This window comes from Paraglaciecola arctica BSs20135 (genome assembly GCF_000314995.1).
Lineage (GTDB): Bacteria > Pseudomonadota > Gammaproteobacteria > Enterobacterales > Alteromonadaceae > Paraglaciecola > Paraglaciecola arctica.
Window position 1 is genome coordinate 125,616 of sequence record NZ_BAEO01000006.1, and the last position, 17,409, is coordinate 143,024.

General features: G+C 38.9%; 11 protein-coding genes. 1 reads left to right on the forward strand and 10 read right to left on the reverse strand.

From position 1 onward, the window contains the following. Positions 1-36 precede the first annotated feature (36 nt). The 5 genes from GARC_RS01805 to GARC_RS01825 form a co-directional block, all read right to left on the reverse strand. Positions 37-1,896 carry a protein kinase domain-containing protein gene (locus GARC_RS01805; protein ID WP_007616124.1) on the reverse strand — a complete coding sequence of 620 codons (1,860 nt, stop codon included), beginning with the start codon at positions 1,894-1,896 and terminating at the stop codon, positions 37-39. Positions 1,897-1,910: 14 nt separating this feature from the next. Continuing rightward, positions 1,911-2,786 carry a 23S rRNA (adenine(2030)-N(6))-methyltransferase RlmJ gene (locus GARC_RS01810; RefSeq protein ID WP_007616125.1) on the reverse strand — a complete coding sequence of 292 codons (876 nt, stop codon included), beginning with the start codon at positions 2,784-2,786 and terminating at the stop codon, positions 1,911-1,913. 99 nt (positions 2,787-2,885) lie between these two features. After that, positions 2,886-4,109: a 2-oxo acid dehydrogenase subunit E2 gene (locus GARC_RS01815; RefSeq protein WP_007616126.1), complete on the reverse strand. Its 1,224-nt coding sequence runs from the start codon at positions 4,107-4,109 to the stop codon at positions 2,886-2,888. 52 nt (positions 4,110-4,161) lie between these two features. Beyond that, positions 4,162-5,139, reverse strand: a complete 978-nt coding sequence (locus tag GARC_RS01820; protein WP_007616127.1) for an alpha-ketoacid dehydrogenase subunit beta — start codon at positions 5,137-5,139, stop codon at positions 4,162-4,164. Position 5,140: 1 nt separating this feature from the next. Beyond that, positions 5,141-6,325, reverse strand: a complete 1,185-nt coding sequence (locus GARC_RS01825; RefSeq protein ID WP_007616128.1) for a thiamine pyrophosphate-dependent dehydrogenase E1 component subunit alpha — start codon at positions 6,323-6,325, stop codon at positions 5,141-5,143. 286 nt (positions 6,326-6,611) lie between these two features. Between GARC_RS01825 and GARC_RS01830 the strand changes: the two genes are divergently transcribed. Beyond that, complete coding sequence (locus GARC_RS01830) at positions 6,612-8,432, forward strand: M2 family metallopeptidase (protein WP_007616129.1); 1,821 nt, start codon at positions 6,612-6,614, stop codon at positions 8,430-8,432. A gap of 63 nt (positions 8,433-8,495) precedes the next feature. On the opposite strand, the gene GARC_RS01835 is transcribed toward GARC_RS01830, so the two are convergent. The 5 genes from GARC_RS01835 to sohB form a co-directional block, all read right to left on the reverse strand. After that, entirely contained in the window at positions 8,496-11,366 is a 2,871-nt protein-coding gene (locus tag GARC_RS01835) for a TonB-dependent receptor plug domain-containing protein (RefSeq protein WP_007616130.1), read from the reverse strand. 117 nt (positions 11,367-11,483) lie between these two features. Then, positions 11,484-12,536, reverse strand: a complete 1,053-nt coding sequence (locus GARC_RS01840) for a FecR family protein (protein ID WP_007616131.1) — start codon at positions 12,534-12,536, stop codon at positions 11,484-11,486. Further along, positions 12,533-13,093: an RNA polymerase sigma factor gene (locus GARC_RS01845; RefSeq protein ID WP_007616132.1), complete on the reverse strand. Its 561-nt coding sequence runs from the start codon at positions 13,091-13,093 to the stop codon at positions 12,533-12,535. The genes GARC_RS01840 and GARC_RS01845 overlap by 4 nt, the downstream gene beginning before the upstream one ends. 97 nt (positions 13,094-13,190) lie before the next feature. Next, a complete protein-coding gene (locus tag GARC_RS01850) occupies positions 13,191-15,764 on the reverse strand; it encodes a TonB-dependent receptor plug domain-containing protein (protein ID WP_039988392.1) in 2,574 nt (857 codons plus the stop codon). A gap of 354 nt (positions 15,765-16,118) precedes the next feature. Then, positions 16,119-17,156: a protease SohB gene (sohB, locus tag GARC_RS01855; RefSeq protein ID WP_007616134.1), complete on the reverse strand. Its 1,038-nt coding sequence runs from the start codon at positions 17,154-17,156 to the stop codon at positions 16,119-16,121. Positions 17,157-17,409: the final 253 nt, after the last annotated feature.

Here is a 17,409-nt window from a genome sequence, read left to right on the forward strand (position 1 = left end):
GTTCTCAGTCTATTCAGTACACTATGGGATCTTACCCTAAGTAAGTTGATAAGGATCTTTAGGGTAAAACTTATCAGGTAATTGACCTTGATGGGTAAAAAATCTGGTGTCTTTAAATGGTAACTTCATAAAGCCTGAGATCCCAAGCCCTTTAATAGTTGGAATAAGATCAATCACATCTTTTAATAAACTCTTAAACTCTAATTCCAAACCATGGTTAAGTAACTTGTAATCACTATGTATTTTAAGGTGTGTAGGTAAAGATTCAAATATGATACAGCCGGTATGATGGATACTGTTTAATTGCCTGATCACTGCCATTAATTGTTTAGGAAGCGTTAATAATTCGTCAGGATCATCACCATCTTCAAAATAAGAATGCATACGACTGTCGTGCTCAGTGAGTGAAACCGCACTCAATTCATAGGGAATTTGCATACTTTTATCTGGCATAAATGGTTTGTCTTCATCACTTCGTTCAACATGTAATGTATCTCGAGCATTAAACATACAGCACTTAAAAACACCGATTCGATTAATTGCCCTAGCGAAATATACAACATTATTAAGAGACGCTTCAAAAGATTTAATCAGGGTTACATCATACAAATTCAGGTTAGAATCTATATATACCCCGCTTGCTTCCCACCTTACCGCTAGACCACCTACAACAGGATACTTACCTAAGCGACTGACCGCAGCCACGAAAGCTTTTTCAGTATCGCCCATGCCCTGCATATAGTTTTTATAATAACGCTCAAATTGCGCGTCATCGATTAATCTAAGATCTTGTTCTGCTTGGTAAACCTCAATCCTTAAAAATGACTTTCGAGAACTGTAAACTACAGTATCAATTTCTTTTTCAAAGGGACTTACTCTACAGGGGATCAACGACACATGTGCATGCTCTATCTTTTCATTCAACACTACATTTTTCATGTATTGCATATTATGAATAAAATAATCCCCTCCTTGTTCACGCAACTTTGGAGAGTCACTCATCATTGCGGTTAACGTCTTGGCAAGTTCTTGAGGTAAACCAATGGAATTTGGGGTGATAACTTTATGCCCAAAACGACTAGATTGACCTGATGCCAAGGCATACAGCGTACTTGCTAATCCTTGTTCATCAAAGCGAACCGAAGATAAACCACCGTTTAATTGTTCTTCACCAATAAAATAGACATCTCCTAGGCGAGCATTAGTTTGTTGCATGTCACTAGACATTAAATCCATTACATTATTACCAACAAACTGTCCTTGATGGTCAATTTGCGCAAAAACAGATGACCCCCAATCTATCAGCCCAACTTGTTCGCTTATTTCATCAAAAACTATATTTGATGGTTTAATATCCCCATGTACTATTGGTTTACTTTGACCTTGTTGTTGATGCCCGCGTAAATACAATAATATATCCGCCAGTTGTGCGGCTATTTTAATCACTAGGCGTACCGACAATGGGCCGTATTTAAGAGATATTTTCTCTAAATCTGCACCTTTGGCCCTGTCCATAACTAAAATAGATTGTTTTTTGATCTTCTGATATTCAATTAGTCTAGGTACATAGGGGTGATTGACCAAGCTCAACATATAAGCTTCTTCTTCTAATCGGTCTTGAACGTGTTGAGGTAAATTTATTCTAGAAAATTTAAACACCTGCTGCTCACGCAAAGTACTATTTTGAGAAGCATTTTTTTTTGTAACTGTTCCCGCGAAAGCAAAACCAAAGGCTCCTTTGCCAATCAATTCAATATCTTGATAACCCAGTAGTTGCAGTTGCTCGGTACACAACTTAAACCAGTCTTTTAGCTTTTTGGCATCTTTATGGGACAGCAGATAAATAGACTGTTCATCGGGGATATAAAAATGTTTAATATTTGCAGGTGTCAGCATCACAGGGTTGCCAATTATTCCTCAATTAACCAATCAACTGTGAATGACGCGCTATCATTCTGTGCCATTAATGGTGTCAACTCCTGTAAACTTTCTCTTATTTGCTTATCTAACTGCCAAGGAGCATTAATAATAGCCATGCCAGAGCCATACATGCCTCCAGCCTGATTGGCACCGGTTACGCATAACTCAATTTTAAGCATATTCTTAAACGAGTGCTGAGTGAGGTTTTCTAGCATAGTCTCACTTTTACCTTTCTTACTGGTGCTGCTGTCAAAAGTTGAATCCGAGGTTTTCCTATCACTTATTAATGGATACCAAATCGCATAAATTGCTGAATTCCATTTTTTATAGGCAGCGACAACAGTATCAACAACTTGTTGATACTCACTAGCGACCTCATAAGAAGGATCGATCAGTACTATACCTCGCTGCATATCTGGTGGTGTTAAGGCTAATAAACCTTCATATCCATCTCTATGATGAATAGCGATATTTTTACCACCCATATTACTTTTTAAATTCTGTATTTCCTGATTGTGCCATTCCATCAGTATTATCTTGTCCTGTGGACGTAACATAGATTTAGCGATTTCTGGTGAACCTGGATATTGATTAAATTCTCTATAGGCGCTGACTAAAGACAAATAGTTGTTAATCGTTTTATTTTGTACTGAATGCCCTGTCAGGCGGTCAATTCCTTGTTTAAATTCGTTGGTTTTAAGGGATTCTTCAGAATTCAGCTGATACACCCCTGCACCACTGTGGGTATCAAAATAACAAAACCCTTTATCTTTGCTTTTAAGCTTGTCGATAAGCAACATCTGACAAAGATGTTTTAAGACATCTCCATGATTACCTGCATGAAAACTATGTCGATAACTTAACAATAGTGAATTCCTTCATAAATGGGGTTACTAAAAATGATGCTGTTAATTCTAAAGCAAAAATAAACCCGCTGTTAGCGGGTTTGAAATAAAATTTATAGCTTATCTAGTCATAGCTAACATAGTGATGGGATTTTCCAAGTAAGATTTCCAAAGGTTGTTAAATCTCACCATAGTCGCGCCGTCAATAATTCTATGATCTCCCGACCAACTCACGTGCATGATATTAACCGCTTTCACTGCGTCATTTTCATCAAATCTTGGTAGTCGCTGAATTTTACCAAGAGCCACAATGGCTGATTCAGGTGCATTAATAACCGGTGTGGCGACAGTACCACCTAGTACACCAATATTAGAAATGCTGATAGTACCACCTTTGAGATCAGCACTACTTAACCTTCCTTGACGGCCTAAGTCTACTAATTCGTTAGTTTTCTTAGCGACTTCCATTAAGGTCAAATGCTGCACTCCTTTAATATTGGGAACGACTAAACCAACCTTAGAGTCAACTGCTAAACCTATATTATGATCCTCAAAATAAGTCACTTCTGAACAATCAGCATTAACTTGGCTGTTAACTATTGGAAATTTTTCCAATGCCAATGACATCGCTTTGATGAAAAATGGCATAAAGCTGAGTTTAACGCCTTCTTTCTCAAAAGACGCTTTGAGTTGCGCTCTAGCCTGCATCAGGTTATCCATTTCAATTTCTTCACTGACACTAAAATGTGGCACTGTGAAAACTGAATGCATCATATGTTTTGCCATTGCGGCCTGTATGCCACGAATAGGCTCTACTCGTTTTCCGCCTGTTGTCACTGGAATGATAGCTGCAGATTGATCGATTGGTGATGAGCTTGCACTAAGATCATCTTTTAATACTCGGCCTTTGTCTCCGCTGCCGGCTATCTTGGACAAATCAATGTCTAATTCTCTGGCTAAGCGTCTAACCGCAGGGCTAGCTAATGCTTTTCCTGACTCTGGTTTAACCCTATCCATATGAGTTTGAGTAGCAGTAAACTTATTATCTTCAGGCTTAGCTGCATTGTTTTGATTCTGTATCATTGGAGCCGACTGTTGCGCGTCTTCACCAATAATCTGCATAGCAAACAATGGAGAATGCACTTTTGCAATATCACCCTCGGCATAATAAAGTTTGGTGACCACACCACTGTACTTGGCAGGAATTTCTACAAGTGCTTTGTCAGTCATTACCTCAACCACGGGTTGGTCTTCGATAATGTTCTGGCCGTCAGCGACTAACCACTTGACTACTTCGCATTCCACAATGCCTTCACCAATATCCGGTAGAATAAAATCTTGCATAGTTTGCTCCTTATAATTGAGCTAAAAATAGTCTTATAACCTTTAAATAACGCTAAAAATTGACGGTGCGTTTTATCGCTTCGAAGGTTTTTAGGTGATCTGGCATATATTCTTTTTCATGAGCCAAGGGATATGGAGTATCTAATCCGCAAACTCGGCATATAGGCGATTCAAGATGAAGGAAACATTTCTCTTGCACACTGGCGGCTATTTCACTAGCAAAGCCAGCTGTTAGTGGTGCTTCATGATTGATCAATAATCGCCCTGTTTTCTCAACAGAACTACATACTGTCTCAATATCCCAAGGTAAAATGCTCTGTAAATCAATTACCTCACAAGAGATCCCCTGTTCTTCTGCCATAGCAGCCGCTTTTTCTATAATTTCAACTTGTGCTCCCCATGCCAATAACGTGATATCAGAACCAAGTTTAATAACATCAGCCTTGCCAAGAGGTAACTGGTAATCATCTTCAGGCACTTCTCCAACTGAAGCTCGATATAAACGTTTCGGCTCCATAAACAGAACAGGATTGTCATCACGAATTGACGCTAACAACAAACCTTTTGCCTGATAGGGATTTCGCGGGATAACCACTTTCATTCCAGGTACATGAGCAAAAAATGCTTCAGGTGACTGAGAATGGTAATGACCACCGGCAATACCACCACCGTAAGGGGTGCGAATAGTCAATGTACCGCAAGAAAACTGGCCACCAGAGCGATACCTAAACTTAGCAGTTTCGTTCACAATTTGATCAAAGGCTGGAAAGATATAATCGGCAAATTGAATTTCAGCAACAGGCACAGAGCCTTGTGAAGCAAGTCCTGTAGCAAAACCAATTATGCCTTGTTCAGTCAAAGGTGTATTGAAGCAGCGCCCTTTGCCGAATGTTTGTTGTAGGTTGCTAGTTGCTCTAAACACTCCACCAAAATGGCCTACGTCTTCACCAAAAACCATGACTTTTTCGTCATCGTTCATGGCTGTGATTAATGCATTATTCACAGCCTGTAGCATATTCATTTTAGCCATGTTATAGCCTCCCTGACGTTTTTGGATAGGCTTCTGGGTACTTCTTGATATGTGTTTTTAGCTCAGCTAATTGTGCTTTTAAGTGCCACGGTGGTGTGTCGTAAACATCTTCAATGATTTGCTCTATTGGACAAATCGGCACTTGTTCAGCAAGTTTAAGTTCTTTTAAAATTTCTTGTCTGGTTTGCTCGATAAATTCTAAGTTTTGCTCTTTATTAAGCCAACCTTTGGCATCTATCCATGTTTTAAATCGCAGAACCGGATCTTTTAACCGCCAACGCTCTTCTTCATCTTTGGAGCGGTAGCCTGTTGGATCGTCAGAGGTTGAGTGCGCTGCAAGTCTGTAGGTCATGGCCTCTATTAACACTGGGCATTGATGTTCTAAGGCAATTTTTCTTGCTGCTTGGGTAGCTGAGTAAACCGCTAATACATCGTTTCCATCTACTCGTATAGTTCGCACCCCATAACCTATGCCTCTAGAAGCTATACCATCACCAGCGAATTGCTCTTCAGAAGGAGTTGAAATAGCGTAGCCGTTATTTCTACAAAAGAAAATGGCCGGACAATCCAGTACTGCTGCCATATTGACGCCAGCGTGAAAATCACCTTCTGAAGCCGCGCCCTCACCAAAATAACAAATGGTTACCGCATCAAGTCCAGCCATTTTTTGACCATATGCATAACCACTAGCCTGGGGGATTTGAGTGCCTAATGGAGAAGATATAGTCATGAAATTAAGGGCTTTAGAGCCATAATGGATAGGCATTTGCCTACCTTTATTTAACTCATTTTGATTGCTGAACATCTGATCCATAAATTCTTTAGTTGTAAAACCTCGGTAAGCCAGTGCACCTTGTTCACGATATTGCGACATAATCATATCTTGTGGCTCAAGCGCCGCAGCACTGCCTATTGTTGAGGCTTCCTCACCGGTACATGCGAGATAAAAACTTATTCTACCTTGGCGCTGAGCGGCCACCATTCTTTCATCTAAAAGCCTAATATATTGCATGGTATGCAGGATTTTGAGTGCGCAATGTTCAGTAATTTCAGGCAAGTCTGCTTTTGAATGCACTGAACCATCTGGTTGTAAGACTTGTAGCATTGGAATATCAATCAGGCCATTCTCAATAATGTTAACCTGATGAATCAGCCCAATATTGCCTAAATGATTTCTATCTTTCATTTATCTGCCTATAACTAATACAAACACAAATAATGTATTTGTATATTAATTGTAATCAAGATGTAAATACTAAATCAATATTAAAAACAGGGTCTTGCCAATTCTTTTTATAGCCAACAATAAAAAGAATAAATCCACTACTTACTCACCAATAAGATGATATCTATCCTAATCCATTGTAGACCAAGACGTTTTACCCGTTATTTTGTCAGTTGTACTTTTATATAAGAGATTTTGAGGTAAATTAGCTTAAGTACCTATCCAACAACAATTCTAAGAGGAAAACATGTTAAATGCCCCTTTGAGCGCGATGATGTTAGGCGTATCTATCGCTTTACTAGCCTGTAATCAAGAGCCAAGCACTGTTGCAAATACAGCTAAACCTAATGGTGAAGATGCCAAACAGTTTGTTGCAAAGGCACAACAAGATTTACAAAAGTTAAAGTTACCTGAATCACAAGCCGCTTGGGTCTATCAGACGCATATTAATCAAGATACCGCGGCCTTATCCGCTTATATTTCTGAAAAACATAGCAGTCTATCTTCTAAGTTAGCTAAGCAGTCGGCTAATTTTAATAAGGTAGAAGTAGACTCTGACACTCGCAGAAAATTAGATCTAATGCGTAATAGTTTAGTATTACCAGCACCTGCAGACCCAGAAAAATCAGCTCGTTTGTCACAAATCACTTCGGATTTGGAAGGCATGTATGGTAGCGGTAAATATTGTCGAACTGAAAATGACTGCATGGGATTAACTGACATGAGCAACATTATGTCGACTAGCCGCGATGAAGCACTATTACTAGAAATGTGGCAAGGCTGGCGCAACGTATCACCACCTATGAAAGCATTATATGAAGAGGAAGTCGCTTTGGCCAATAAAGGTGCCAAGGAATTAGGTTTTGCTGATATCAGCGAATTATGGCGTGGTAGCTACGATATGCCAGCTGACGATTTTGCCATTGAATTAGATCGATTATGGGGTCAAGTCAAACCTTTTTACGACGCTTTGCATTGCCATGTTCGAGCCGAGTTAGGTAATCAATATGGCACAGATAAAGTGCCACAAGACCAACCCATACCTGCGCACTTATTAGGTAATATGTGGGCACAGTCATGGGGTAATATTTATGACATAGTAAAACCTAAACAAGCGTTAGAGGTCATTGATGTAACTCAAGCATTAGCCACTCACAACTATGATGAAATTAAAATGGTTAAGCAGGCTGAATCTTTCTTTTCTTCTTTGGGTTTTGACCCGTTACCCGACACTTTCTGGGAACGTTCGCAGTTTATTAAACCCGTTGATCGCGAAGTAGTATGCCATGCCTCTGCCTGGGATTTAGACGATAAAGATGATTTACGCATTAAAATGTGTATTCAGAAAACGGGCGAAGAGTTTGCGGTTATCCACCATGAATTAGGCCATAACTATTATCAGCGAGCCTACAAAGATCAGCCTTTATTATACAGAGAATCAGCCAACGATGGTTTCCATGAAGCAATTGGCGACACAGTAGCGTTATCCATCACCCCTAAATATTTAAAAGAAATTGGTTTAGTAGACAATATTCCTGATGCATCAAATGATATCGGCATGTTACTTAAATTAGCGCTGGATAAAATTGCTTTTGTACCTTTTGGATTAATGGTCGATCAGTGGCGCTGGAAAGTATTTTCAGGCGAGGTAAAACCAGCAGATTATAACAAGGTGTGGTGGCAGCTAAGAGAAAAATACCAAGGCGTTATGGCACCCGTTGACCGCGCACCTGATGCGTTCGACCCTGGCGCTAAATATCATGTACCCGCAAACACCCCTTATACCCGCTATTTTATAGCCCACATTCTACAGTTCCAATTCCATAAAACGCTGTGTGATATCTCGGGTAATACCGATCCCATACATCGTTGCTCTATCTATGGCAGCAAAAAAGCGGGAGAAGCATTAAACAACATGTTGGAAATGGGTAAGAGTAAAACATGGCAAGAAGCATTGACTACTTTGACAGGAAAAGGTGAGATGGATGCCAGCGCAATACTGGATTATTTTGCGCCATTAAAGAAATGGCTAGACGAGCAAAACCAAGGACGAACCTGCGGTTTCTAATATTACCTAAGATTCAATTAATCTACAGTATCCACCACTTACCAATAAAGATGAGTGGTGGTTTTAAAATTCATAAATTGCCCTTAAATAGTAAAATCCACCATTAATTCCTATTGGTGAAGTGGCGGGGTATAATGCACCGGCGTCACCACTGAATGGATTATTATCAGGGCGGTTATCAAAGAGGTTTTTTGCGCCTAATGATAGTTTAAAGTTAGCATCGAGTTGATAACTTAAGTCTACATCTAGGGTTAATTCTGATCCTGCATAAATATCTAAACCTGCTGCCGCATCTAAGTGGTCTTCATAAAAGCCACCATAAAAATTAAGTCGAATATTGCTGCTAATTTTATTAAACGCTTGGATTATCGACAAACTGACCCGGTCGGCAGGTAGATTATCTTCAATCATTTGTATACGTTGTGGGGTAAGGTTTGACTCCAAATAAGACGAGCCGTCAACTCCAGTTCTAGTATATAAGGTCACTCTATCCACTTGTGTATCTGTCCAGTTGTAGGTAAACATTAAGCGGCTTGGAATATTAAACAGATAGGTTTCGTAATTTACGACCAAATCTAAGCCCTGAGTCTTAGTATCGAAATCGTTAGTGAAATATTTTGCGCTACCATAACTGATGGCTTCTGTGCTCCCCGCTGCTACTAGAGTTTGAATGTCCTGTTGAGTTAAAGTTAATGCCGAGGTGGTACTGATACGATCATGAAGTTTTATATTGAAGTAGTCCAATGTGAAGTAAAGCTGTTTATCAATTTCTCCTACTAAACCGAAACTAGTATTGATTGATTCTTCAGGTCGCAGAGGGGTAGCGCCAAGTTGGATGGAAATGGCATTAGTGGGTGGTAATGTCGCCTGATCCTCCAATCCATCGGGTGAAAATGCTGTGGTCACATTAACAACATTACTTTGCCCTACAGTAGGGGCTTTAAATCCAGTACTCAGGGATCCTCGTAATGTCAGTGAGTCATTCAATATCATGCGTGCAGACACTTTACCGTCAAGAGTCGAACCAAAATCACTAAAGTTCTCATATCGAGCGGCTACACCAAATAAAAAGGCATCACTCATATGTATTTCGAAATCACCATAAATGGCCCAATTCCCCCTACTCCACTTCCCTGCTGATTGGGGGTTGTATCCTGGAAAACCATTAGACCCAACGCCAAATCCTTGAGTCAATCCCGTACTTGGATCGAAAGCTAAATCACCTACTACATAAGATTCTAAGTCTCCTGCTTTTTGACGATAACTTTCCCTTCTCCATTCGAGACCTGTGGCAAAATTGATTTGATACTCTTCATCTATGTTAAATTGTTTGAATAAATCTAGATTAATATTTTTTTCTAATTGGCTAGCTAATCCCGGATTAAAAGAAAAAGGTGTATTTGGACCTAGTGATGGATTAACGGTGTTACTTACCGAGTAATCAATTTCAGAATAACCTAAACCGATACTCAGATCGTAATCCCACTCGGATGTTGTTTTCCCCTTAATTCCTAACGCCCATGATACGTCGCTAATTGTGCCGCCAAATTGAGGCGTAAAACCACCGGGTAATATTTCATTAAACGAGAAACAATTTTGTCCTATTGCCGTTGAATTATCAGCAATTAGCAAATAATCGCTATCATCTAATACATTATTATCGGTTATTAACACTTGCGGGCAACTAACCCCTTGTTCAATGCCGTCTAGGTCAGCAACCAATAATGTGGTTATACCATTTTCATCTGGGCTGCCTTTAAATACACCGTCTCGAGTTTGTGGATTGCGATAATAAAAGCCACCTTGGATTTTCCTTTGAGCTAAATTCGTAAAAGAATAAAGTTCGATGGCGGAATCAAACTCGTAACCCATATTAATTAAAAACTTAAGCGCATAGTTTACTTTAGGACTACCCCATACTTGCGCTGGGTCAGCAACCCCATCATTACCTGAATTAATCAGTTCCAAGGCGTCTGCTCTTTGAACACTCCTATTGGTTTCATTTTGTTGCTTATATTCAGTACTGATGTTTACAAATCCTTGTTCTTCGATGGCAAAACCTAAGTTACCCTGAATTTGTACTAATTCACCGTCACCTTCACCGAATTGGCCTATCCTAGCCTCAAACATGCCACCTTGGTTATTATCATTAAGCACAAAATTAATCACACCTGCTATGGCATCAGAACCATATTGTGCGGCTGCACCATCACGAAGCACCTCAATTTGTTGTAGAGATGATGCCGGAATATTTGATATGTCAACACCTTGCGCACCATCCGATAAACTCCCCCCTAAAAAGGTAATAGCAGAGGATCTATGTCGTCTTTTACCGTTTACCAAAATCAAGGTATGGTCAGAAGCCATACCTCTTAGATTAGCGGGTCGTACTAAACTAGAGGCATCATTTATTGGTTGGTCATTAACATTAAAAGAAGGCACCAAAGTTGATAACATAGAAGTGATATCTGTTGATCCCTGTTGGGTAAATTCAGCGACACCTATTATGTCCAGAGGAACGGGTGAGTCAATTACCGAACGGGGTGCAGACCTGGTTCCTACTACTGCAATTTTCTCCATGCCATTTAAGTAAAAGATATCATCTGTTATATCCGAGTTTGCTAAATCCTGTAAATTGCTTGGATCAACTTGCATTATCGTTTTTACGCTCAGCCCCTTTTTATCTTTAACAGGATATAGAGCAGTGCCTTCCAATAGTTTTACTAATGCTAATTCAATAGTGTAATAACCACTTAAACTGTTAGTAATTTCTTTTTCTGCAAGTTCAATAGGAAATAAAAGCGTGGTATTGGCTTGTTGGGCAAACAAGATAAGAGATTTATCTGCCGTTAGAGGTGGGATATCAAATTGATACTTATTATTGGCAATCGCCTGATATGAAATTACAATTATTATTAAAACGAATAAACGCATATAAGAGCACAGAAGAAACTGACCACAATTCAATTTTGCAGTCTAGCACGTTGATCTCATTTAGAATACGGCCAAAATATAGCAAATTTGGCATCTTGATATTTAATTAATCATGAACTAAGAACCCGACGACAATACTATCGTTTGGTTATCACGTTTTGAATAAACAATATTAAAGTTGTTTTCAAGGGCAAACAATAATCCTTGAATATCCCCTGCTTTAAAATATCCTGCAACACGCCTTTGTTTTACTTGTTCATCGGCTAAAGTAAAAGTTATGGATGTATAACGGCTTATTTCCTGTAATGCTTCGGCTAAAGGTTCACCATGGAATACCAACATACCTTGTTGCCAAGCTAAATCACTCTGAACTTGTTCATTCGATAAGGTCTGTTGTTGTATAGATTGCTGGTTAATCAGCGCTTTTTGTCCCGCTACAATTAACTCCCCATTACCATCGAGTGGGTGTAATGATTCGGCAATGGTAGGAATAGAATTAATTTCCTGTTGGTTTTTGACTAATACTTTACCATCGGTTACTAACAGTTCTAATTCGTGGGGGTTAGTGATTTGTACGTTAAAAGCGGTGCCTACTGCTGTTACAGTATTATCTCCCGCTGTAACAATAAATGGTCTTTGTTCATCATGGGCAACATCAAAGTGAGCTTCACCACGAATAAGATGAATATCTCTATGGGTATCAGAAAAATCAATCGACACCTGGCTATTAGTATTTAAATGGATCACTGATCCGTCTGCCAAGGATAACTCTCGGTGTTCACCTACATTTGTTTCAGCCTCAAGCACTACCAAAGATGGATCATCCATAGAGGACATAAGTTGGGTGTTAACTAACCAGGCGAAACAACTTATCAATACAAACGCTAGGCTTGCGGCAATATTCATATTGGTTCTTTTACTAAAAGTATTGGTTTGTCTGTGGTGACTATCTCGTAACGGAAATAAAGTATTTAATTCATTTAATACGCTTAACTCGTCCCATGTTTGGGCGAATTCAAATAGGCATTGTCTATGAGTTTTACTGATGTTTACCCATTCAGCAAAGGCCAGTTCCTCGGTCTCACTTAAACCACGGTCAAATCGGCTGATCCATTCACAGGCTTGTTGTTGGATATCTTGCTTGTTACTAAATGCTCGGATGTTATTCATTTATTGACTGCTTCATTGTGTTTAACTACAGTAGCAGCTTTTTCTACATCTGAATTGGATAATTGCTGCAAATATAAGGAACATTGCAACAAACCTTTAGCCACATGTTTTTCAACTGTGCTTTCACTTAAGCCAATATATCTAGCGATATCCTTCTGACTCATGGCATAAACTTTTTTCAATAAAAACACCCGCTTAACTTCTACTGATAAGGTATCTGTAGCTCTGCAAAAATTTAAGAAGCGCTCTTTACTTTCGATCTGGCTTTCTAAACTTTTACTGGTTAAATCATTAGGTAAACTCTTCATACCATCCAATGACTGATTTTTACGTTCACTGGCCCTGGAAATATGATTTAGCGCCAGATTTCTAGCGGTTTTTAGCATGTACGTTCGCTCAAACTTTATTTCTTGTTTGAGACCAGCTTCATAACTCTTGATAAAAGTTTCTTGGACAATATCCTCAACGTCATCACTTCTAACAATGCCACCTATAATTTTAGCCAAAACCGCACTACACTTTAAGAATGTCATTTCCATTGTCGATTTATGCGTCATTCATTGATCCATAGTAAGCAAATTCACTTATATCACTTTCCTTTAATAATTAGAAAAAACCTTGTCTATTATAACAAGGTTTTATACTTACATTAATTTAAAAGTTGTATGTAGCTTTTACATAGTAAAAACCACCATTGTAATCAAATGGTCCACTTTCATAATAAGCCCCACCGACAACAGCATAAGCATCATCTTTTAATTTCTCAGCTTCTTGATCAAGCAAGTTATTTGCACCTGCACTTAAGGTTATTTGATCATTTAAGAAGTAATTAACTTCTAAATCAATTGTGACTGCAGCACTAGCCATTCCAGACCAACCAAAACTCGTATCATCAGCGTGAGTCGCATAATAATTATCAAAATAGTTGGCCCGTACAAACATACTTACAGAATCCCAATCTTGTGAAACAGTAAAAGTAGAACGATAATTAGGCATACCTTTTTCTAATCGTTTTACTTTACCGTCACTCGTTGTATCAGGGTTAAATTTATCAACACTAGTTTCATTCCAGTTAAAAGCTAATGCGAATTTTGTATCACCGCTATCAAATATTTCCATTGAGTAATTAGCAACAATATCAATACCTTGAGTCGTTGTATCGAAATCATTAGCGAAGTACGTTACAGCGGAAGTTAATTCTGGATTTTGAACACCAATAGCTTCTAATTGTGCGTAATCTTCAGGACGAACTGTAATTTGACTTGATTGTGTAATGCGATCTTCAACTTCGATATTATAATAATCTAAGGTAAAGAAAAGATCTCCAGACTGATATACACCACCAAATGCAAAACTCGTGGAGTTTTCTGGAGTAAGCTCTTTACCACCATAAAATGCTGCCAAAGGATCGGTAGGAGGAGCTGTGAAACTTTGAATTAGATCACCATTTACGATTGATGTTGCTGTATTTACCACATTAGCTTGTCCTACAGTAGGCGCACGAAAACCAGTGCTGGTTGAGCCTCTAAGTGAAATTTCATCTGTAAGAGTATATTGTAGCGTTAACTTGTAGTTTGTAGTGTCGCCAAAAGATGAGAAATCTTCGTAACGCACCGCTCCACCGATTAATAAGTCTTCGGTTACATAAGCTTCAACATCTAGATAAAATGCAATATTTCGACGAGTGTTCTTACCAGCGGCTTCAGGGCCAAAACCTTTAAAGCCATGAGAGCCAATGTTAAAGCCTTGATCTGCATATGGTCCTGCTATCCAAGAGGCTTCTTCACCAGCAACAATTTCAAAGGATTCTTGACGCCATTCAAACCCACCTGCAAAATTAATGGGTTCATTCAACCCAGCTTCGATACCTTTTACTAAATCCAAGTTAAATGTCTTTTCTAACTGAATGTATTTACCCGTGTCAAAGCTCGTTGGTGTATCTAAACCTAATGACGGATTAAGTGTGTTTGTTAAATTAAAAGATACTTTACTTCGTCCAACTGAACCGCTAATGTCAAACATAACGTCGGCCAAATACCCTTCTTTTATTTCTCCTTTTGTACCAACAGTCAAAGAGGTATCATTAATAGTACCACCAAATGCTGGAGTATAGCCGCCAGGGAATATTTGGTTCATTGCAAAACAATTAGGGTCGGCTACCATTTCTTGATAAGCATCAGTATTAAGTACATTAGGTACGTTTGCCGGTACCGTCCCACATGAAGGTTCTAGGCCTTGTGATAGACCTATATCGCCAATTAGAAGCGTCTCACCATCATCAACAGAATATACATTGCCACGGTTATGTGGGTTACGATAATAGAAGCCGCCAATAGCATCACGTTCAGAGTAATTACCAAACATGTAAACTTCTTTGTCATCGCCTAAATCAAAACCAGCATTAGCAAATATAGTAAGGTCATCATTAATCTCAGGATTACCCCAAGTTTGGGCTGGGTTACCTACAGCTGTGTTCCCTGCATCAATTAATCCTTGAGCGTCGCTTCGTTGGACACCGCGATTGGTTGCATCGGCGTTCTTAAGTTGAAAACTCAAATTAACAAAACCATCGTCAGTCAAGGGCAAACCAATATTACCGTCTATAATAGTTGCATCCCCATCACCTTCGTAATATTCACCTTGTTTAATGGATAACGAGCCACCATCAGCTGCATCTTTAAGTACAAAGTTCATTACGCCTGCAATAGCGTCTGAGCCGTACTGCGCTGCAGCGCCATCTCTAAGTACTTCAACTTGCTTTAACGCTGCGCTAGGAATAACAGAAATATCAGGGCCTTGTGCACCGTCATTAATTCCACCGCCTTGAAAAGCTATAACTGCCGCTCTGTGACGTCGTTTTCCATTAACTAAAATCAAAGTACTGTCAGAAGATAACCCTCTCAAGTTAATCGGCCTAACCAGAGTCGCGGCGTCTGAAATAGGCTGTGTTCGTGAATTAAAAGAAGGGACTGCACTGATTAACATATCAAGCATATCCACTGAACCTGATTTAGACAGTTCATCTCCACCAATAATATCAATGGGTACTGGTGAGTCAGCTACAGAGCGAGGTGCGGCTCGAGAGCCTACAACTGCTATTTTTTCTACATTATCATCTGAGCCAGCTTCTTGAGCTATTACGGGGGATATCGATACAACACTCGCCGCGGCAGATGCTGCGATAACATAACGAATATTTTTCGCTAGTTTAGTTATTGAAGTTTTCATAGTTGTTTTCCAGCTTAATATTTTTTTATAATGCTTAAATAGCCTAGGTACAAAAGTAACCATATAAATAGACCAATTAAGTGCTTTGTGTGCCCTGTTGACGTCCGTACAAAAAAACGGCGTAGTTAATTTATATACCCGTAATACCGTAAAAACAAACAAATTACGGAAAATAAAAAATATATATTTTTTGATAGAGGATTTTGGTTTGTGTCTTGTCTATCAGGGCTTGAGGGGAGATTTGTTAGCAGTATTATTAGTGATTTTAAGTGTAGTTATCGGTTTAGGTACCTTGTACCTTAATTATTAAAAACTGGAGAAAGCACCATTGCTTTCTCCACAAAAGAATATTATTTAGCGAAAGTTTGTTTCACTTTTGCTCCATAGTTTCATCAACAATGACTCAACTGAGATACTAGCCGCTAAGCCTAGTCTTTCTGGCAAACTTTTCTTCATACTATATTTGACAGTGAAAATTTTCTTATTTTCATTGGCAGCCAAAATATAGTCGTCTGATGTTTGGATATCATCAACTAAACCAAGCTCCTTAGCTTTAATTCCATACCAATATTCACCTGTTGCCACTTTAGCAATCTCTAACTCTGGTCGTTGTGATTGTACAAAGTCCTTGAACATGTGATGCACTTCTTCAAGCTCTTCTTTAAATTTTTCCCGTCCTTGGTCGTTGTTTTCACCAAACATAGTTAAGGTGCGTTTAAACTCACCTGCAGTATGTTGTTCAAATTCTATATTGCTTTTTTTCAACAACTTATTGAAGTTTGGTAGCTGGGCTATTACGCCAATAGAGCCGATAATGGCAAACTTGGCCGCAAATACATGGTCTGCTACACAGGCCATCATATAACCACCACTTGCCGCGACTTTATCCACAGAGATAGTAAGTTTTATATTTTTGTCTTTAATTCTTTGTAACTGAGATGCCGCTAAACCATAGCCATGCACTACCCCGCCACCACTTTCAAGTCTGACTAAAACTTCGTCTTCAGGCTTAGCTACACATAAAATAGCGGTAATTTCTTCTCGAAGGTAATCCACTTCATGGGCGTCCATAGAACCAGAAAAGTCGATAACAAAAAGCTGACCTTTTTGGGGCTCATTGGTATCTTTATTTTTTTGCTCTTTCTTTTTAGCCTTTAATTTTTTCTTTTGTTCTTTTTGAAATAATTTAAGGTCGTCTTTGTTGAGTAATTCACCTCTTGCAAAATCAGTGATCGATTCTAATTTATCTGACAATGAATTAATTTCAAGGTGGCCTTTTCCTTGTTTTTGTTTACTGACTAAACTAATTATGCCTCCAAGCGTCAGTAGAATAGCCACTACTATCGTTAATGCTTTGGCGATAAACAATCCATATTCGTATAAAAATTCCAAACGGGTTTACTCCTAAAAAATGTTTTGGCTGATATGGGGGTAAAAATGTAAAAAAAAAGCCAAACTACAACACTTGGCTTTGAGTTGTCTAATTGTATCCGTAGTTTTCGACCACTGATATATCAGAAACCACTATATTTGCTCCACCTGTAACAATAAATAATAACTTTGCTTACTATTGTCTTTATTGATTGTTTGCAAAGCCTCGATAAAAACTATTTCAAAAATAATGGGCAACTGTTGACCTATGACT